Raw genomic sequence first — 18040 nt, 5'->3', positions numbered from 1 at the left:
GCCCTGCCAGGGTGGCGCTTTCCGCCGCGGACACCCGCCATGACCGAGCGCAACGAAAAGGCCGACAAGAGCACCGGCGAGAGCCGCCATGAACCGGCCGGTGCGCGGGTGCCGCGCGAGCGCCGGCGACAGGCGAACACGGCGGTGAACGACCAGAAGGCTTCGAAGGGCGACGCGTTCTCGCGTGGCGACAACGTTTCCGGCGAGAGCAACGACCCGAGCCTGGTGCACGGGCCGACCCGGGTCCGCAAGGTGCCTCCGGGCGACGCGGACGCCTGAGCGCAATGGCCTACCAGACCGCCTTCGCAGCGGAGGAGCCGTCGGTCGAGGCGGTGGCGTCGCTGCCCGGTACGACCGTGCTCGAGTTCGGTGCGTCCTGGTGCGGGCACTGCATCGCCGCGCAGCGGCTGGTGCAGCCGTTGCTGGAGACCCGCGGCGACCTGCGCCACCTGCGTATCGAGGACGGCCGTGGCAAGCCGCTCGGGCGCGCCTACCGGGTCAAGCTCTGGCCCACCCTGGTGCTGCTGCGCGACGGCCGGGAAGTGGCCCGACTGGTGCGCCCGCAGGACGCCGGCGAGATCGAACGCGCGCTCGCCGCGTTGGACGCGGGGTAGCCGGACCGACCGGGTCCCGGCGAACGGCGTCCGGCTGGACCCTGGCGTCGGCGGCGTTTCGAGGCGCGGGCGGCGCCGGCCCTCGGGTCGGTCGCGATGAACGGCCGTCGCGCCGGCCACGCCTCGGTGCTTGCCGCCGTCGGGCGGATGGCACGGCCGTCACGCGCGGCCGCCTAGACTGCGGCCCTTCGCGCCGGCACGGCGCATGCGACTTGAGGAGACAGGATGAAGATGCCCGAGGGAACCCTGGTAGTGGTCGCGGACGGCGGCGGCGCGCGCGTGTTCCGCAACGTCGGCGACGAGCGCGCCCCGGCGTTGAGGCAGGAGGGCCTGCTCGAGCTGATGAACATGAACGACGATGGACCGGCCGGCTCGATGCCGTCCGAATCCAGCGGCATGCAGATCGACGAGGCCACCTTCGCCAAGCAGCTGGCGCAGGGCTTGAACGAAGGCGCGCTGAAGAACGCCTACCGGCACCTGGTGCTGATGGCCGACCCGCAGACGCTGGGCCGGATCCGCCCGCTGCTGCACAAGCAGACCGAAGAGCGGCTGCTCGCGGAAGTGGCCAAGACCTTCACCAACGCCCCGCTCGAGGACATCGAGCGCGCGCTGGCGTAGACGCCATCGGGCCGGCTGACCTGACGGCGCCGGCGTCCCGTCTTCAGCCGGCCCAGGGCAGGTTGAACGCCAGCAGCCCGGCGCCCGCCGTGCAGATCGCCGCCGCGGCCAGCACCAGCAGGCCGTCGCCGGCGACCAGGGCGAGGCCGATGACGGTCAGCGCGGCGCCCGCCAGCGAGTTCGCGAACGGCACCAGTTCCATCGGTGGCATGGTCAGCGCGATCGACATGCACACCAGCGCCACCGGGTACGCGGCGGCCCCGCCGGTATCGGCCAGCCGCCGCAGCCGCGGCCGGATCAGGCGGTCGAGCACCCGCGCCGCCGGGCGCAGCGCCCGCACCGCGCGCTGCAGCGGGCCACGCCGCACGGGCCGGCGCAGCGCCCAGCCGGGCAGCCAGAAACTGCGCCGCCGCAGCAGCAGCTGTGCGGCCACCAGCAGGACCACCACCGCCATCGCGGTGGGCAGCCCGGGGATGCCGCTGAGCGGCGACAGCACGATCACTCCCGGAACCAGCAGCAGCGGGCCGAACGAACGCGCGCCGGCCGCGTCGAGCAGATCGGCGACCGACAGCCGCGCCTGCCCCTCGGCGGCGCGGGCGAGACGGTCGAGCAGGTCCTCCATGCCGGCGACCGTGTCGCCGGCCGGCGATACTGGGAAGCGTTGTTCCACGGCGGTGCGCGGGGTGGGTTGCGGCCACCCTAGCGGCGTGGGCATGGGCGCGGCGTGGAGGGGGCGCCGCCGCACTCACCCGCCATCGGTGCCCGCGTCGGCATCCGGGTGGCGCGTGCGCCAGGCGGCAAGCGCCTCGCCGTACAGCGCGAGCTCGTCGGCATACAGGTCGTACACACAGGTCTGGCAGCCGCTCTCGCAGCAGTCGCTCGGCAACGGCTTCGGTGGCGGCTGCGGTCGTGGATCCGGATCGTGGTCGACGGCCCGGCGCCTGGCGTGTTCCGGTGGCGTGGTCACGCCATCGATGATGCCGCATCGGTACGCGGGCGGGGGTGGAGGCGGCTTTTTCCACCGCGGCGGCGGCGCGGCTCCCGGCGCTAGGGCTGCGCGGGCGCGCCGGCTTCGGCCGTGCCTGCCGGGAACGCCAGCACCACGTTCGGCGCCGGGCGCTCGCGCTGGCGCAGCGCGCCCGCGCCGGGCTCCAGCGGCTCCCAGCCCGCGGTGCCCAGGGCCTCGATCGCGGCCAGGCGGCCGAGCAGCTGGAAGCGCGCCAGCTCGAACGGCAGCCCTTCGCCGCCGAGCGGGGAGGGCGAGTCGGCGACGTGGAAGTGCAGGTGCGCGCGCCGCGAATCGCCGGTGGAGCCGAGCGCGCCGAGGACGGCGCCGGCCGCCACCCGTTCGCCGGGATCGACCCGCACGCTGCCGGGGGCGAGATGTTCGTAGAACACGTGGCGGCCGTCGTCCAGGCGCAGCACCACGTGATTGCCGGCGGCATCGGCCAGCGCGCGCTTGGCGGGCGGACCATCGGCACCGGCCTCCGGGTAGTCGTCCCGCGTGGCGACCACGGTCGCGTCCGCGACCGCCAGCACGTCCTCGCCGTAGCCCCACGCCTGTTGCGGGGCAGCGGCGCCGTCCGGCGCCAGGCGCCCGGCGTCGTCCAGCCGGAACCAGTCGATCGCCAGCCGCCCGGGCAGCGTCGCCCGTCCCTCGGCGGCGTAGAACACGCGGCGGTGGCCGCGTTCCCATTCGGGCCCGTAGACCGCCGCCCACGGGCCTCCGCGCAGCGGCGGCCCCAGCGCCGCCGCCCGCGCCCGGATCGCCGTCACGGCGCCTTCCACGACGAAAGTTTCCGCTCCCTCGCCGCCCGCCTCCGCATACCCGATGCGGTGGCGGAGGGCCGCAGGTGCTGTTCCCGGCGGCACCGCCAGTTCCAGGTACAGCACCCGCCGCGCGCCGGGGGGCAGGCTGGCGGGGTCCGCGGCATCGCCCGCGGGAGCGATCGGCGCCAGCCGCGACCGCAGTCGCGGGCCCTCGAACCGCTCCAGTACCACGCCGCTGGCCGCGTCCAGGACCTCCACGGCCCGCGGCGCCAGCGGCTGCCGGGAAAAATTGGTCAGGTGGACCTCGTAGACCAGCAGGTCGCGGCCCTCCACGGCGAACGGCGCCGGCGCCACCGGAACCCGCAACTCGAAGGATTCGCGCACCGCGCCGGCGGCCCGGACGGGCAGCGTCGACAGGCAGGCCAGCGCGAGCATCGCGCCCAAGACAACGTGCCGCATCGGCAAGTTCCGGATGACCGGCGCCCAGGCTAGGGCCCCGGTGACGCGCGCGGATGTGCCGGAAGGCCGGGGTGGGGGCGTCCGATCGTCGACGCGCGCGCTGCTGAAGCCAGGGGCGCGACCAGACCGGCTGCACGCCCAGGAGATGCCCCCCGAACGGCTGCTCCGGCCGGTCAGACGCGGGCACCGCCCGGCCAGGGCGAGGCGCAGCGCTTGCCCGCGCGCTTGGCGATGTAGAGCGCCTCGTCGGCGCGCTTGAGCGCCGCCGACAGCTGGATGCGCGCGGGATCGGCGACGTGGTAGCCGACGCTGCACGACGCCTGGCCGCCGCTGCTGGTGGCGTAGCGCGCCGTCACGGCGGAGACCGCCTCGATGAGCTTGGCGGCGACCCGGCCTGCGGCGGCGTCGTCGGCGACCTGGACCGCGACCACCGCGAATTCGTCGCCGCCCATGCGCGCCAGCAGGTCGTCGTCGCGCAGCGCCTCGTCCAGCGCCGCCGCGACGTCGACGAGCAGGGCATCGCCGACCGCGTGGCCGAGGTCGTCGTTGACCGCCTTGAAGTCGTCCAGGTCCACGAAGAACGCCGCCACCGGCTGTTGCGCCGCGGCCGCAGCCTGCCAGCACCGCTGGGCGCGAATGTCGAAGCCGGACCGGTTGAGCAGGCCGGTCAGCGGGTCGCGGTCGGCGCGGTCGGCCAGTTCGCGCTGCCGCGCCCGCTCCAGGGTGACGTCGCGCAGCATCACGTGCACCCCGTCGACCCGGCCGCGGTGGTCGTGCTGCGGAATGAAGACCGCATGCCAGGTGCGCAGCACCGCGCCGTGCGGATCCTCCAGCTCCACCTCGTGCTGCTCGCCCTCGAGCGCGCGGTAGATCCCCTCGACGAAATACGGCGTGGCCGGCTCCCGGATCAGCTCCACCAGCGGGCTGCCGACGATCTGCGTGGCCGGGCGCTGCAGCTCCTCCAGCCAGCCGCGGTTGGCGAACTCGACCCGGCCGTTGCGGTCCAGGAACATCAGCAGCAGCGGCAGGGCGTCGGCGAGAGTGGCCAGGCGCCGCTGTCCGCGCCTGGTCGCCGCCTGCGCTTCGCGTTCGCGGGTGATGTCCTGGACCGTGCCGACGAAGCCGGTATGCGCGCCGTCCACGGTCACCCGCGCCGCGCGCACCTGCACGGTGACGACGCGTCCATCGGCATGCAGGAAGCGGTGCTCGCCGGAATAGCGGCCCTCTTCGCTGCCGGCCGCCTTTACCCACTCCGCGTGCACGCGCTCGCGGTCGTCGGGGTGAACGGCAGCGGCCCAGCCGTGGCCCAGCGCCTGCGCCCCGTCCAGCCCCGAAAGCCGCTCGAAGGTACGGTTGACGTAGGTGCACATCCCGGCGACGTCGGTATGGAACAGGCCCAGCGGCGCGGCGTCGTTGATCGCGGCCATCTCGGCGGTCCGGGCGCGCAGCGCCTGTTCGGTGCGGCGCTGCTCGGTGATGTCCTGGGCGTAGGCCAGCACGATCGGCGGTTGCCCCGCAGCGCGGAACAGGCGGTTGTGGTAGATCCAGGTGCGCGGCGCGCCGCTGCGGTGCAGCGGCGTGATCAGGCCACGATCCTCGCCGTGGGCGCGGATCCGCGCCAGGTATTCGGCGAACGGCTGCTGTGCCCCGGACGGGAGATATTCCGAGAGGCGGTGCCCGATCATTTCGGCCGCATCGCGTCCCAGCGCGGCGGCGGCGGCGGGATTCAGCGCGATCAGCACGCCATCCAGGTCGTGGGTGCAGAAGCAGCCGAGGCTCTGCTCGAACACCGCGCGATAGCGTTGTTCGCTCTCGGCCAGGCGCTGTTGCGCCTCGCGCTGCGCGGTGACGTCCAGGACGATCGCGATTCGGCAGTCGCGGCCCTGGAAGCGGATCCGGTCGGTGTGGACCTGGACGCTGAGGGCGCGGCCGTCGGCGGTGACGTGGCGGCAGTCGCGGGGGTCGCGACGGTCTCCCGGAGCCGCGCGCAGTTCGTCGATGAACGCGTCGTGCTCCTCCGGGGCGCGGACGTCAAGCGCGCTGAGCGCCAGCATCGCCTCGCGGGAGTAGCCGTAGAACTCCAGCGCCGCCTCGTTCACCGCCAGCAGGGCGAGCGTGTGCTCGTCGTACACGAACACAGGCGCCGGGTTGCGGTCGAACAGCGCCCGCAGTTCCTGGCGGGACTCGCGCTCCTCGTTCTCGTTGCGTTGCCGCACCGAGGCATAGCGCAGCGACCGCTCCAGGGTGTCGGCGCGCGCCTCGGCCTTGCGCAGGTAGTCCTGGGCCCCGGCGGCGATCGCCTGGTCGCCGATGCCGGCTTCGTCGTTGCCGGTCAGCACGATCACCGGCACCCCGGGGTAGCGGCCGACGATGCGTTCGACGCCCTCCAGCCCGCGGCAGTCGGGCAGCCCCAGGTCGAGCAGCACCGCATCGTACGGGCTGGTCGCCAGCATCTGCAGCGCCGCGCCGAGGGTGGGGGCGAAATCGACGCGACGGCTCGCGTGCTGCGCGCGCTTGAGCAACGCCGCGTAGAGCATCGCGTCGCTCCGGGTGTCCTCGACCAGCAGGATGGTCTGCGCCGGGTTCATCCGCCCCAGGGTAATCGAACACGCCGCAGGAAGACGTGCGCGAAGACGCTGTCCGCGGCTACCGGCCGCGTTCGTCCACCGGCTAGGCTTGGCGGCCCGATCGAGGAGACCCATCCATGGCCGCGCCCCTGTCGATGTACCAGGCTTCCGTTCCCGTGTTCTCGCGGATGCTGGGCAACCTGGCCCACCTGCTGCGCCGCGGCATGGCGCATGCCCGCGCGACCGGCACGGCCGAGGCGCTGCTGGATGCGCGGCTGGCGCCCGACATGTACCCGCTGCTGCGCCAGGTGCAGATCGCCACCGATCTGGCCTGCGGCGGCGCCGCGCGGCTGGCGGGCGCCGAACCGGAGCCGATCGCCGACACAGAAGCCGATTTCGACGCGCTGCTGGCCCGCATCGTGCGGGCGCGCGCCTGCCTGGAAGGCTTCGGCCCGGAGCGGATCGACGGCTCGGAGGATCGACCGATCTCCATCCACGTGCCTACCGGCGGTGCGCTGGACTTCGACGGCAGCGGGTATCTCACCGGCTTCGTGCTACCCAACCTCTACTTCCACGTCTGCATGGCCTACGCGATCCTGCGCAACCAGGGGGTGGCGCTGGGGAAGCTAGACTACTTCGGCGTCGAGGCGCCGGCGCCGGCGTCTGATTAGGGTCCGCGGGCGAGGGCGGGCGCCGCGTCAGAGGGTCGCCGCGGCGGTGAGCGGCGGCCAGGCGGGCCAGTGCGCGCGACCGCCCAGCGCCGCCATTTCCACCAGCACCGCCGCGCCCGCGACCTCGGCACCCTGGCGCTCTACCAGCGCCAGCGCCGCCAGCAGGGTCCCGCCGGTGGCGAGCACGTCGTCGACGAGCAATGCGCGCGCCCCGGGCGGCAACGCGTCGGCGTGCATTTCCAGGCGGTCGCTGCCGTACTCGAGCGCGTAGTCCTGGGCCAGGGTGCGCGCCGGCAGCTTGCCGGGCTTGCGGACCGGCACGAACCCGACCTGCAGCGCATGCGCCAGCGCCGCCCCGAGGATGAAGCCGCGCGACTCGATCCCCGCCACCGCGTCCAGCCGGGTGCCGCGCCAGGGGGCGGCCATCGCGTCCACCGCGGCGGCGAACGCGCTCCGGTCGGCCAATGCCGGCGTGATGTCCTTGAAAGCGATTCCGGGTCTGGGGAAGTCGGGGACCTCGCGGATCAGTGCCTGCCACTCGCCCATGCGCCACCCCGCCCGGAAACGCCGCATCGTACAGGCGCTCCCTGGCCGCGCCCGCCGCCGCCACGCTGGCGATTCAGGACGGGTCCAGGGACCGCCTGCGCGCGCAGCGGCGGGATTGCGATGGGAAGCTGCGCCCTGGGCCCGGCGCGTCGCGGTTCGACCGCTGGGCCGGTTCACCGCCCGTTCGCACCGCCGGGGCGAGCATCCGCCGCACCTCCCACCCTGCGAAGGAGTGCGCCATGAAAGCCATCGCCAACCTGATCTGTCTGGGGGCGCTTGCGCTGGCCGGGGCGGCTGCGGCACAGCCGGCCTACGGCCCGGAGGACGAGGGCCGCCGCTTCGACGATGGCAGCCGCGTGGTCTGCGAAGACGTGGAGGTGCAACGCAACAGCACCGACCCCAACCGCGTGGGCGGCACCGTCGCCGGCGCAGTGATCGGCGGCCTGGTCGGCAATCAGGTGGGCAGCGGCGACGGCCGCAAGCTCGCCACCGCGGGCGGCGCGATCGCAGGCGGCGCGATCGGCCGCAAGGTTCAGGGCGACCGGCAGGAGGCCGCCGGGGACCGCATCGTCGAGACCCGCTGCCAGCGCGTCCGGCGCTGAGCTCGGCGCCGTCGCTCGCACCGGGGCGGACATGGATGTCCCGCGGCCGCGGCGGCCGGCGGGCGCAGGCCGGGTCGCGCTGCGGTCGCGCGCCTGGTTGCGTGGCGACCGATCGGCGCTATCTTGGACGCCCCGTTCCATCGAGCGATGCCGATGCGTCCACCCGTCCTTTCACTCGCGCTGCTGCTTGCCTCCGGCGCGGTCCATGCCGGGCCGCAGGTCTATGGCGAACCGCTGCCGCCGGGAGAGGCTGTCCCGGTTTCGGCCGCGATCGCCGATTTCACCGCCCACGCGGAGACGCCGCGCCGCTTCAGCGGCCGCATCGCCCAGGTCTGCCAGGCCAAGGGCTGCTGGATGATGCTGGAGCAGGATGGGCGCGCCGCGCGGGTGATGTTCGGCGACCACGCCTTCTACATCCCCAAGGACAGCACCGGCGCCGCCGAGGTGCACGGCGTGCTGACGCGGCACGAACTGACCGAAGCGGCCGCGCGACACCTGGCCGAGGACGCAGGTCAGGCTGCCCCGGCACCGAGCGTCGAGTACCGGATCGTCGCCGACGGCGTGGAGATCGCCGCGCCCTGACGCGCGTTGCAGCAGGTCTACGCCATGCGCTGCGCGCCGCCCGGCCGGCCGGGTTCGGCGGCGTCGCATGACGCGCGCCGCCGCCAGCGACGGAGTTTGCGCCGGTGCTCAGGCGCTGCCGGCAGGGGTGAGCTTGAACAGCCGTCCCTCGGCGCCGCGCCCGCCATCCTCGAGCAGCCAGATCGCGCCATCCGGGCCCTGTTCGACCTCGCGGATGCGCGTGCCCATGTCGAAACGCTCGGCCTCGCGCGCGCTCCGGCCGTCGAATTCGATCCGCACCAGCGACTGCGACGACAGCCCGCCGATGAAGCCGTTGCCGCGCCAGTCCGGGAACTGCTCGCCGTCGTAGATGATGAAGCCGGCTGGCGAGATCACCGGGGTCCAGCTGATCACCGGTGCGCGGTAGTCGGGATTGGTGCTGTGGTCGGGAATCGGGCGGCCATCGTAGTGTTCGCCGTTGGAGACGATCGGGTAGCCGTAGTTGGCCCCCTTCTCCACCAGGTTGAGTTCGTCGCCGCCCTTGGGGCCCATTTCGTGATTCCACAGGCGCCCTTCGGCATCGAACGCGATGCCGAGCGGGTTGCGATGGCCCAGCGACCAGATCTGCGCGGTCGCGCCGCCCTGCTCGGCGAAGGGGTTGTCGGCGGGCACGCTGCCGTCGTCCTCGAGGCGGACGATCTTGCCCATGGTCGACTGCATGTCCTGCGCCGGGTCGAACTTCTGGCGATCGCCGGACGAGATCCACAGCATGCCCTCGCGATCGAACGCGATGCGGTGGCCGTAGTGGCCCTGGCCGGAGACCTTGGGCGTCTGCCGCCAGATCACCTCCAGGTCCTCCAGGGTTCCGCCGCCGCTGCCGTCCAGGACCAGCCGGGCGCGCGCCACCGCGGCGCCCGCGCCGCCGTCGCCGGCTTCGGCGTAGCTGATGTAGACCATGTGGTTGTCTTCGAAGTCCGGGTGCAGCACCACGTCGCCCAGGCCGCCCTGGCCGCCGTAGGCGACTTCGGGCACACCGCCTATCTCGCCGCTGCTGTCGCGCTCGAGGTCGTACAGTTTCAACGTGCCCGGCTTCTCGGTGATCAGCAGGCGGCCGTCCGGCAGGAAGGTCATCGCCCAGGGCTCGGCGAAGCGGGCGATCTCCTCGACGGCGAAGGGGCGGCCCTCGGCAGCGGGCGCGGCTTCGGTTTCGGATTGGGCCTGGGCGGTCGGCGCGGCGGTGGTGTCGCCGTTGCAGGCGGCCAGCAGGAAGGCGGCGCAGGCCGCGGCGAGCAGGTGCTTGCTCATGGGATGTCTCCGGTGGATCGGTAGGGGCAGGCCCTACGATATCCCGAACCGGAGCCGGCGCGGCGGGAAAGGATTCCCGGGCCTGCCGGCCCCGTGTGCCAGCGAGGGCAGGAGGCGCGCCGCGCTCGCGCCGGACCCCGCCCGAGCCTTCGGGGCAGGCGATCCAGCGGCGCCCTCGCGGGTGCGCATGTAAATGTTGTGTTGCGTTCAGTGCTGGTCGCCTGCCGCCCGCATGGCATGGCGCCGGCGCGGCGCGCGTAAATCACTGACGGGCCGGCGCTCTCCCGGCGCATGCCGCCCGCACCAGTTGCGCACCTAGCGGCAAACGCCGCCGACGTGGTTAACGAAGCGTTCCGCAGCGAATCCGCAATCGTTCGTCATTCAGCCGCGCAGCGACAGGCTGGGCGCCGTGGAATGCAGGCGGTCGACCAGGGGGGCGGTCCGCGTCGATCCATCCGTTCGCATCCGCACTTGGCTACCCAACTGGAGATTCCGATGAACGACAACAGCACACGCAAGCCGCTCGCCGCCCTCATCGCCCTCGCCGCCGCCGCCGCCATGCCGCTGGCATTCGCGCAGGAGGCGACCACCGCGCCGCAGGATCCGACCCAGGCCGCGCCGACCGAACAGGCGGCACCGACCGGCCAGCCGCCGGGCCAGGCCGCCGAGGGCCAGGTCACCTGGGCCGACCTCGACGGCGACGGCGACGGCAACCTCAGCCAGACCGAGGCCTCCGCGCATTCGGCGCTCGCGGGCGTGTTCTCGCAGGCGGATACCGATGGCGACGGCCAGCTGACCCCGGACGAGTACCGCAACTTCGCCGCTTCGCAGGGCGCCGGCGCACCTCCGTCCGAGTAAGTGCCGCTTCATCCCGGCGCCCTGCGGGCGCCGCGTGCAACCCAGGGAGCGGCCGCAGGGCCGCTCTCTTTTTTTGGGAAGCTTGCCCTTCACCCGTGCAAGGTCCCGCCCTCCGGCTGGCGGCGCGCCGCCGGCGTCCCTAGACTTGCGGCATGAAGACGACGGACACGCACGGCATCGCCCTGGTGGGCTTCGACGGCGACGATACGCTGTGGCGCAGCGAGGACTATTTCGACGAGGCGCAATGCGAGTTCGAGGCGATCGTCGGCGCGTACGTCGACCTGGGCGATGCGCGCGCGCGCGAGCGCCTGTACGCGATCGAGAAGGGCAACCTGGCGCTGTTCGGTTACGGGGTCAAGGGCATGGCCCTGTCGATGATCGAGGCCGCCGTGGACATCACCGGCTCGCGGATCGGCGCCGACGCATTGCACCGGATCGTCGAGCTGGCCAAGCGCATGCTGCAGCACCCGGTGGAACTGCTGCCGGGGATCCGCGAGGCGGTCGAGGAGATCGCCGCCGCGCACCCGGTGGTGCTGATCACCAAGGGCGACCTGTTCCACCAGGAGGCCAAGGTGCGGCGCTCGGGCCTGGCCGATCTGTTCGGGCGCATCGAGATCGTCAGCGAGAAGGATCCGGCCACCTACGCGCGCGTGCTCGGCGAGTTCGACCTCGCCCCCGGCCGCTTCGTGATGATCGGCAACTCGCTGCGATCCGACGTCGCGCCGGTGCTGCAGCTCGGCGGCTGGGCGGTGCACATGCCCTATCACCTGACCTGGGAGCACGAGCGCGAGGTCCGGCTCGGCGACGACCTGGAGCGCATGCGCGAGGTGGGCGCGCCGGCCGAACTGCCGGCGGCGGTGCGCGACATCGCGAACGCCAGCGCTGGCGCCGGGGCGCCGCTTGCGAACGCCCGCGCGTGATGGAATGATCGGGGAACCGGCGCAGGCCGGAATCCCGGGGAGGGAAGGATGCGCGCCTGGCTGTTGCTCTCGCTGTTGGTGCTTCTGTCGCCCGCGTTCGCGCAGGACGCCCCGCGCAGCGTCGACCTATGGCTCGGCGCCGAGGTCACCATCGACACCGACGGCCGCATCGCCTCGCTCGAATGGAAGGAGCAGAGCGACACCGACAGGATCGTCATCGACCAAATCGAGCCGATCGTGCGCAGCTGGGAATTCGTGCCGGGGACGGTGGACGGCGTTCCTGCGGTCACTCGCACCGGTCTTTCCTTGCGGACCCGCATCGTGGAAGGAGGGGACGCCATCTCGGTCTACATCGAGGACGCCTCCACAGGAGCCTCGACCACCAGCATGCATCCGCCATCCTATCCGGGAGCGGCCCTGAGGGACCGGGTGAGTGCCGAGGTGATCGCCGAGATCGAGATTGCCGCCGACGGCGCTGTCGTCCTAGTGGGCACCCGTTTCGAGGGCAGTCGCGACACCCTGCATCGCCGGCAGTTCCTGCGCGCGGCGGAGGATGCGGTCCGAGACTGGGAATTCACGCTCGAAGAGGTCGGCGGCCACCCGGTCGCGACGCGCATGAGCGTGCCGATTACCTTCTGCGTCGACCCCTCGGGTTGGTGCCGGCAGCGTGAGCGTGCCGCTGCGATGCGGCCGGTCGCACCTGGTCAGGCGCTCGCGCTCGAGAGCGCGGTAAGCCTCAAGTCGGATCCACGCACCGGCATCTAGCGGCGCTTCACCGATCTCCCTCGCTGGAAACGGTTACGCCGCCGCTGGACTTGCTGCAGGCTGACCCGGCAACGCGCGGTGAAGGCCGGGTTAAAAGCGGATTCATCGCCGGGCCCGCATGGTGCAGGTGAACTCCGCGACTGGCGCTGGAGACCTTGCAGAGGATTCGGCCATGACCCTGTTGACCCGCTGGCTCGCCCCGGTCGCCCTGGCCGCAGGTTTCGGCGCGGCGGCCATCGCCCCCGCGCCGGCCCGCGCGAACGACGACCTGGTCCGGGTGCTCGTCGATGTCGCGGACGTGGTGCTGCGCGGCGACGCGCCCTACTACCGCCATGGCAACTACGGCTACAACGACCGCCTGATCGTGGGCCGCGACCGCTACGGGCGCCCGGTCTATTACCGGCAGGTGCCGCGCCACTACCGGGCGACCCGCTACGATCACTACCGCCCAGGGCCGCCGCGGCACGCGCCGGCCCACGGCTACCGCAGCCGCAACGACGTCCGCTGCGACCGCAACGGCCGCTGCACAGCGCGCTACTACGATCCGCGCTACGATCGCGATCGCTACCGCGGGTACCGGGAGCGCGACCGCCACCGGGTCCGCTGGGGTCACTGAACCGGCGGGCCGGGAGCGCCGTGGCCCGCGCCGCCCCCGTTCATTCGGAGTCGAGATGAAGGCAGGCCCGCTCTCCACTCTGGCGTTCTCCGCCCTGGCCGTCGTTTTCGGCATGGCGGGGGCGCCGGCCGCGGCCGCCGGGCCGCTCTCGTGCCGGCTCGACTTCAGCCTCTCGGGCTGGTCGGCGATCTACCGCACCGCCGACGGCACCGGGACCGTGAGCTGCAGCAACGGCGCGCGCCTGCCGGTGCGGATCAGCGCCCGCGGCGGTGGCCTCAGCGTGGGCAAATCTCGCATCGACGACGGCCGCGGCACGTTTTCCGGCGTCGGCAACATCCGCGACGTGCTGGGCGGCTATGCCGCCGCCGAGGCGCATGCCGGCGCGGTGAGATCCGCGCGCGCCCAGGTCGTGACCAAGGGTCCGGTGTCGCTGGCGCTGGCCGGGACCGGGGAAGGCTGGGATCTGGGGATCGCGTTCGGCAGTTTCGTGATCTCAGAACGCTGAGCGGCGGCGCTACTCCGGCACGTGCTGCGCGTCATCCAGCAGCGGAGCTTCGCGCAGGCTGCTCTGGACGCCTTCGCCGACCTGCAGGGTGAACCAGTGCAGCGCCGCGGCGTAGACGGCGAGCAGCGCGGCAAGGATGGCGAGACCGATCAGCCAGCGGCGCAGGCGGTGCCGCGACGGGCTGGAGTTGGCGCTTGGTTGGTTCATGGCTGGATCCCCCCTGGGACTGGTCGAGTGGCGGGACGTTTGGAACGTCCGCCTTGCCGCCAGCATGGCGCCGGCAGCGTCTGCGCGGCGTGGAGGCGACGCGTCGCTTGCGCTGCGGCACAATCGCCGCCATGCGTCGCGCAGTGCCGCGCTGCGCCTGCACGGCGATGGCGGAAGCGAACGGCTCTACGCGGTGCTGCCGGATGGCCGCCTGCAGGCGCTCGACGGTGCCGGGCGCAGGCTGGGCGGCGGCAGCGGCGGTGCGCTGCAGCCGGCCGGCGCCGCCGGCCCATGAACCATCTACCCGGACGCGGCGCCGCCGCGACCCGGATGCGAAACGAGGAGACCCCATGCACGTGCGCGCCAGGCACACCCGCCACCCGTCCATCCGCCACCGGATCCGCGCGCTCGCGCTGGCCCTGCTGCTGCCGTGGGCGGCCGGCGCCATCGCCCAGGACTACGCGTACGCCTGGGATCCGCGCAGCGGCGACCCCTGGGTCGACGCGCAGCTGGGCGACATCAACGACTACGGCCGCCGCCACCGCGCCCCGTTCATCGACGAGCTGGTGCGCTACCGCGGCGCCCCGCGCGAGCTGGTGACCGAGCTGCTGGCCGAGCGCGGCTGGGCCCCGGGCGACGTCTACTTCGCCTGCTCGATCGCGCAGGTGATCGGCCGATCCTGCCGCTACGTGGTCGGCGAGTGGGATCGCAACCACGGCGAGGGCTGGGGCGCGCTGGCGGCGCGTCTCGGCGTGGCCCCGGGGTCGGAGGCGTTCCTGCGCCTGAAGCAGGGGGTGGTGTCGAGCTACCAGCACTGGGCGCGGCCGCTGGAGCCGGATGCCGAGCTGCGCAAAGCCGCGCCCGCGGCGGAGGCCGATGGCGCGAAGCAGCCCGCCGGAGCGGGTTGAAGCGCCGGCGAGTGCCGCTTTTCAGTCGGCCGGATTCTCCGGGTGGCCGGTGCCGGCCGCGTCCGGCTCCGCTCCCCCCGGGGCGGAGGTCGCTGGCGCGAGCGGTTCGCCCAGCTCCAGCCGCATCCGCGCGAAGTCGATGGTGTAGGCGGAGAATGCATCGAGCACGTCGCCGCCGAGGATCCCCAGGTTGCGGGTGGCGACGTCGGCCGAGTCCTCCACCGCGACCGACAGCTCGGGCAGCACCGTCTCGCGCCCGTCCAGCCGCACCCTGGCGCCGGTCCAGAGCGCCGCCTGGCGCGCGGTGACGCCCCCCGCGCCGCCCACCTGCTGGGTCTGGCGCTGCAGGCCTTCCAGCCGTTCGGGATAGCGTTGCGCGAACCGCGCCGACAGCGACGACTGCGGGGCGCCGGTGTCCAGGTGCAGCGACAGCGGCAGGTCGTCGACCGTCAGCGAGACGTACAGGTCGCTGCCGACCACGCGCAGGTTGCCCGCTGCCGGGTCGGCGGCCGCGCCGACCGCTTCGGGTGCCAGGGTGCCATCGGCGCCGAAGCGGATGCGGCCGAGCGCGCGCAGCACCGGGAAGCCGAGGATCGCGTCGATCCGGTAGCCGCCCGGAATCGGGATCTCCAGCTGGGCGTCGTCGAGCACCAGGAACGCCACGTCGGCCAGGGTGGCGCCGGCGAACTCGAGGCGCTCGGCGATGCCGACCCGGGTCGGCACCGCGTCGCGGCTGCCGCTGCCCACGCTGGCCCCGCCGTCGAGCATGCGCAGGCCAAGCCGCTGCGCCGTGCTGGCCGAGACCACCGAAAGATTGGCCCCGGTGTCGAGCACGGTGTCCTGGCCGGTGCCATTGACGGTCACGGTGGCGCGGGTCAGGCCGACCTTGTCGCGGCGGGTGGGCACCGCTTCGGGGGCGAGCCCCAGCAGCCGCTGCGGCTGCGCCCGGGCCAGCAGGGTGGCGACGGCGTGGAACTGGGATACGTCCTGGGTGCGCCCGTCGGGGTCGCCATGCGCGGCCAGCAGTTTCCCCCAGGCGGCGGTGGCGCGGGCGGCGCCGGCGTAGTCGCCGGCCGCGAAACTGGCGTCGGCGGCGATCGGCCAGGCCAGGAGCAGCAGGGTCGGATCGCTGTCCGCCGCGGGGGCCAGCAGGGGCTCGAGCTGGCGCAGGGCCTCGCCGTGGTCCAGCCGCGCGGCCGCGATCCGGGCGCGCGCGAGCCTGGCCAGCCGCGGCTGGTCGATCCGCGGCAGGACCGCCTCCAGCGCGAAGACGTCCCCCCGGGCGGCCTCCTTCAGCAGGGTCTGGACCTCCGCAGCGGGCAGGGGGGCGGGCCCATCGGCGTGCAGCGGCGCCTGCAGCGCGATCGCGCTGGCCAGCAGCAGGGCCAGCAGCAGCGCAGGGCGGGCCGAACGCGGTGCGGCCGGGCTTGTCGGGAAAGGGCGGGCGGTCATACTTGGATCTCGTGTTGTGCGCAGAAATTATCGTAAAACAGAAATAAATATGAATACAACAAAAAAAACAGCCGGGCTGTACGGCCGTGCGCGCTGGCTGCGGCGGGTGGCGCTCTTCGGGGCGGGGCTGTGCCTGGCGGTGACCCTGCTGGCGGTGTTCGGGCCGGCGGCCGGGGTCCCCGGCCTGCTCGCCGCCACCCTCCACACCGATGGGCTGCCGCACCCCTGGGCGGGGGCGATCGCGCTGCTGCTGGCGGCGCTGGTGGCCGCCGCGCTGTGGCAGCTGGCGAGGATGCTCGGCGAGGTGGAGCGCGGCGCCCTGTTCGCGCCCGGGGCGACGCGGCATTTCCGCCGCTTCGCGCTGCTGTTGCTGGTGGCGGCGCTGCTGCGGCTGCTGCTGCCGCCGCTGGCGGTGCTGGCCCTGGTGGCCCTGGAGCGCAGCGCCACGGTGACCCTGTCGTTCTCCGGCGGCGATGTGCTGGCGCTGTTCGTGGCGGTGGTCCTGTTCTTCGTGGCGCGGCTGTTCGACGAGGCCGCGCGCCTCGAAGAAGACAGCCGCTCGATCGTCTGAGGAGGGCGCGATGGCGATCGTGGTCCGCCTCGACGTGATGCTGGCGCTGCGCAAGGTCCGCTCCAAGGATCTGGCCGCGCACGTCGGCATCACCGAATCCAACCTGTCGCTGCTCAAGTCCGGCAAGGTGCGCGGGATCCGCTTCGAGACCCTCGGCCGGATCTGCGAGTACCTGGACTGCCAGCCCGGCGACCTGCTGGCCTGGGAGCCGGATCCGCCGGGCACCGGGGCCGCGAGCGGGGCCGGCGACGCACCCTAGCCAATCCGGGTGGCGATGGAGTACAAATGTACTCCGATGGACATGCCCCTCAGCCCCCGCCGCGCCCGCGTGCTGGCCCTGATCCGCGACCGCGTCGCGGCGCACGGCCAGCCGCCGACCCTGGCCGAGATCGCCGCCGGCTGCGGCCTGGCCTCGCGCGGGGCCGCGCGCAAGCACGTGCAGGCGCTGGCCGCGGCCGGGCTGGTGGAGGTGACGCCGGGGCAGGCGCGCGGGATCCGCCCGGCCGGGCTGCGCGCCCGCGCCGACCTGCTGCGGCTGCCGGTGCTGGGGCGGGTGGCCGCCGGCGCGCCGATCGGCGCCGATGCCGGCCTGGCCGACACCCTCACCCTCGACGCGCGGCTGTTCGGCCAGGCGCCGGACTACCTGCTGCGGGTGCAGGGCGATTCGATGATCGACGACGGCATCCTCGACGGTGACCTGGTCGGGGTGCGCCGCAGCGCCGACGCCCGCGACGGCCAGACCGTGGTGGCGCGGCTCGACGGCGAGCTGACCATCAAGCGGCTGGCGTTGGGCGCCGAGGCGCTGCGGCTGCTGCCGCGCAACCCGGCCTACGCGCCGATCGTGGTGGGCCCCGGGCAGGAGTTCGCCATCGAGGGCGTGTTCTGCGGCCTGGTGCGGCGCGGCTGATGGGCGCGGTGGTCGCCCTGGATGCGCTGCTGCAGGAGCGCCGGGTCTGGAAGGGCCGGCCGGCGCCGGCGCCGGCCAGCGCCCGGCCCACCGGGCATGCGGCGCTGGATGCGGCCCTGCCCACCGGCGGCTGGCCGGAGGCGGCGCTGTCCGAGATCCTGGTGGAGGCAGACGGCATCGGCGAGCTGCGGCTGCTGTGGCCGGCGCTGGCGCGGCTGGCGCAGGCCGGCGAGCGCATCGTGCTGGTGGCGCCGCCGTACCTGCCCTATGCCGCCGCCTGGCAGGCGGCCGGCATCGACCTGCGCCAGCTGCAGGTGGTGAACACCGCGCGCCCGGCCGAGGCGCTGTGGGCCACCGAGCAGTGCCTGCGCTCGGGCAGCTGCGGCGCGGTGCTGTGCTGGCCGCAGGGCGCCGACGACCGCGCGCTGCGCCGTCTGCAGGTGGCGGCCGAGACCGGCCGCACCCTGGGCTTCGCCACCCGCCCGCTGGCGGCGGCGCGCAATCCCTCGCCGGCGCCGCTGCGCATCGCCATCGACGCGCGCCCGGCGCAGCTGCGGGTACTCAAGTGCCGCGGCGGGCTGGCCCCGCCGCAGGCGCTGCCGTTGCACTGATGGCATC

Annotated in this window: 25 protein-coding genes; 17 read left to right on the top strand and 8 right to left on the bottom strand. The window is 73.5% G+C overall.

The features are described 5' to 3' along the window. The first annotated feature begins 39 nt into the window (after positions 1-39). The 3 genes from QFW77_RS08825 to QFW77_RS08815 all read left to right on the top strand — a co-directional run bounded on the left by QFW77_RS08825 (position 40) and on the right by QFW77_RS08815 (position 1232). On the top strand, positions 40-279 hold the full coding sequence (locus QFW77_RS08825) for a hypothetical protein (protein ID WP_280574158.1): 240 nt from the start codon (positions 40-42) through the stop codon (positions 277-279). Positions 280-284: 5 nt separating this feature from the next. Beyond that, positions 285-614 (top strand): thioredoxin family protein, encoded by a 330-nt coding sequence (locus QFW77_RS08820; RefSeq protein ID WP_280574157.1) that lies wholly within the window; start codon positions 285-287, stop codon positions 612-614. 225 nt (positions 615-839) lie between these two features. Next, the gene (locus QFW77_RS08815; protein WP_280574156.1) at positions 840-1232 is read left to right on the top strand and encodes a host attachment family protein; all 393 of its coding nucleotides are present in this window, start codon (positions 840-842) and stop codon (positions 1230-1232) included. Between the two features lie 43 nt (positions 1233-1275). On the opposite strand, the gene QFW77_RS08810 is transcribed toward QFW77_RS08815, so the two are convergent. From QFW77_RS08810 to QFW77_RS08795, 4 genes are all read right to left on the bottom strand, one after another. Next, positions 1276-1902, bottom strand: a complete 627-nt coding sequence (locus QFW77_RS08810; RefSeq protein WP_280574155.1) for an exopolysaccharide biosynthesis protein — start codon at positions 1900-1902, stop codon at positions 1276-1278. Positions 1903-1977: 75 nt separating this feature from the next. After that, on the bottom strand, positions 1978-2199 hold the full coding sequence (locus tag QFW77_RS08805) for an oxidoreductase-like domain-containing protein (RefSeq protein ID WP_280574154.1): 222 nt from the start codon (positions 2197-2199) through the stop codon (positions 1978-1980). A gap of 80 nt (positions 2200-2279) precedes the next feature. Continuing rightward, on the bottom strand, positions 2280-3461 hold the full coding sequence (locus tag QFW77_RS08800; RefSeq protein WP_280574153.1) for a peptidoglycan DD-metalloendopeptidase family protein: 1182 nt from the start codon (positions 3459-3461) through the stop codon (positions 2280-2282). Positions 3462-3634: 173 nt separating this feature from the next. Continuing rightward, positions 3635-6049: a PAS domain S-box protein gene (locus QFW77_RS08795; protein ID WP_280574152.1), complete on the bottom strand. Its 2415-nt coding sequence runs from the start codon at positions 6047-6049 to the stop codon at positions 3635-3637. Positions 6050-6165: 116 nt separating this feature from the next. Between QFW77_RS08795 and QFW77_RS08790 the strand changes: the two genes are divergently transcribed. After that, positions 6166-6699, top strand: coding sequence for a DUF1993 domain-containing protein (locus QFW77_RS08790; RefSeq protein ID WP_280574151.1), 534 nt, complete (start codon positions 6166-6168; stop codon positions 6697-6699). A 27-nt stretch (positions 6700-6726) separates the two neighbouring features. On the opposite strand, the gene QFW77_RS08785 is transcribed toward QFW77_RS08790, so the two are convergent. Continuing rightward, on the bottom strand, positions 6727-7245 hold the full coding sequence (locus tag QFW77_RS08785; protein WP_280574150.1) for an adenine phosphoribosyltransferase: 519 nt from the start codon (positions 7243-7245) through the stop codon (positions 6727-6729). A gap of 239 nt (positions 7246-7484) precedes the next feature. Here QFW77_RS08785 and QFW77_RS08780 point away from each other — a divergent pair, with 239 nt between their 5' ends. After that, positions 7485-7847 (top strand): glycine zipper 2TM domain-containing protein, encoded by a 363-nt coding sequence (locus QFW77_RS08780; RefSeq protein WP_280574148.1) that lies wholly within the window; start codon positions 7485-7487, stop codon positions 7845-7847. 153 nt (positions 7848-8000) lie between these two features. Next, positions 8001-8429 (top strand): DUF4920 domain-containing protein, encoded by a 429-nt coding sequence (locus tag QFW77_RS08775; protein WP_280574147.1) that lies wholly within the window; start codon positions 8001-8003, stop codon positions 8427-8429. A gap of 108 nt (positions 8430-8537) precedes the next feature. On the opposite strand, the gene QFW77_RS08770 is transcribed toward QFW77_RS08775, so the two are convergent. Further along, positions 8538-9713, bottom strand: a complete 1176-nt coding sequence (locus QFW77_RS08770; RefSeq protein WP_280574146.1) for a PQQ-dependent sugar dehydrogenase — start codon at positions 9711-9713, stop codon at positions 8538-8540. A gap of 495 nt (positions 9714-10208) precedes the next feature. On the opposite strand from QFW77_RS08770, the gene QFW77_RS08765 reads away from it, so the two are divergent. The 5 genes from QFW77_RS08765 (at position 10209) to QFW77_RS08745 (ending at position 13377) form a co-directional block, all read left to right on the top strand. After that, on the top strand, positions 10209-10571 hold the full coding sequence (locus tag QFW77_RS08765; RefSeq protein ID WP_280574145.1) for an EF-hand domain-containing protein: 363 nt from the start codon (positions 10209-10211) through the stop codon (positions 10569-10571). Positions 10572-10723: 152 nt separating this feature from the next. Then, complete coding sequence (locus QFW77_RS08760; protein ID WP_280574144.1) at positions 10724-11491, top strand: HAD family hydrolase; 768 nt, start codon at positions 10724-10726, stop codon at positions 11489-11491. 48 nt (positions 11492-11539) lie between these two features. Then, positions 11540-12256: an energy transducer TonB gene (locus QFW77_RS08755; protein WP_280574143.1), complete on the top strand. Its 717-nt coding sequence runs from the start codon at positions 11540-11542 to the stop codon at positions 12254-12256. 172 nt (positions 12257-12428) lie between these two features. After that, positions 12429-12872, top strand: a complete 444-nt coding sequence (locus QFW77_RS08750; protein WP_280574142.1) for a hypothetical protein — start codon at positions 12429-12431, stop codon at positions 12870-12872. A 112-nt stretch (positions 12873-12984) separates the two neighbouring features. Next, the gene (locus QFW77_RS08745) at positions 12985-13377 is read left to right on the top strand and encodes a hypothetical protein (RefSeq protein WP_280574193.1); all 393 of its coding nucleotides are present in this window, start codon (positions 12985-12987) and stop codon (positions 13375-13377) included. 9 nt (positions 13378-13386) lie between these two features. Here QFW77_RS08745 and QFW77_RS08740 read toward each other — a convergent pair whose 3' ends face one another. Further along, positions 13387-13584 carry a hypothetical protein gene (locus QFW77_RS08740; protein ID WP_280574141.1) on the bottom strand — a complete coding sequence of 66 codons (198 nt, stop codon included), beginning with the start codon at positions 13582-13584 and terminating at the stop codon, positions 13387-13389. Between QFW77_RS08740 and QFW77_RS08735 the strand changes: the two genes are divergently transcribed. Then, a complete protein-coding gene (locus QFW77_RS08735) occupies positions 13583-13879 on the top strand; it encodes a hypothetical protein (RefSeq protein WP_280574140.1) in 297 nt (98 codons plus the stop codon). The two genes, QFW77_RS08740 and QFW77_RS08735, sit on opposite strands and share 2 nt — an antisense overlap. Before the next feature lie 55 nt (positions 13880-13934). Then, positions 13935-14492, top strand: a complete 558-nt coding sequence (locus tag QFW77_RS08730; RefSeq protein ID WP_280574138.1) for a hypothetical protein — start codon at positions 13935-13937, stop codon at positions 14490-14492. Between the two features lie 21 nt (positions 14493-14513). Here QFW77_RS08730 and QFW77_RS08725 read toward each other — a convergent pair whose 3' ends face one another. Further along, on the bottom strand, positions 14514-15944 hold the full coding sequence (locus tag QFW77_RS08725) for an aspartyl protease family protein (protein WP_280574137.1): 1431 nt from the start codon (positions 15942-15944) through the stop codon (positions 14514-14516). Between the two features lie 49 nt (positions 15945-15993). Between QFW77_RS08725 and QFW77_RS08720 the strand changes: the two genes are divergently transcribed. Genes QFW77_RS08720 through imuA form a run of 4 tightly spaced genes read left to right on the top strand, consistent with a single transcriptional unit; the run spans position 15994 to position 18033 of the window. Then, positions 15994-16515 carry a DUF2975 domain-containing protein gene (locus tag QFW77_RS08720; protein WP_280574136.1) on the top strand — a complete coding sequence of 174 codons (522 nt, stop codon included), beginning with the start codon at positions 15994-15996 and terminating at the stop codon, positions 16513-16515. Between the two features lie 10 nt (positions 16516-16525). Beyond that, complete coding sequence (locus QFW77_RS08715; protein WP_280574135.1) at positions 16526-16774, top strand: helix-turn-helix domain-containing protein; 249 nt, start codon at positions 16526-16528, stop codon at positions 16772-16774. Positions 16775-16816: 42 nt separating this feature from the next. After that, positions 16817-17422 carry a transcriptional repressor LexA gene (gene lexA / locus QFW77_RS08710; protein ID WP_425603299.1) on the top strand — a complete coding sequence of 202 codons (606 nt, stop codon included), beginning with the start codon at positions 16817-16819 and terminating at the stop codon, positions 17420-17422. After that, entirely contained in the window at positions 17422-18033 is a 612-nt protein-coding gene (imuA, locus tag QFW77_RS08705) for a translesion DNA synthesis-associated protein ImuA (RefSeq protein WP_280574132.1), read from the top strand. The genes lexA and imuA overlap by 1 nt, the downstream gene beginning before the upstream one ends. Positions 18034-18040 lie beyond the last annotated feature (7 nt).

The sequence above is a fragment of the Luteimonas endophytica genome, assembly GCF_029887875.1.
Lineage (GTDB): Bacteria > Pseudomonadota > Gammaproteobacteria > Xanthomonadales > Xanthomonadaceae > Luteimonas > Luteimonas endophytica.
This window is presented reverse-complemented; position numbering and strand designations above follow the sequence as displayed.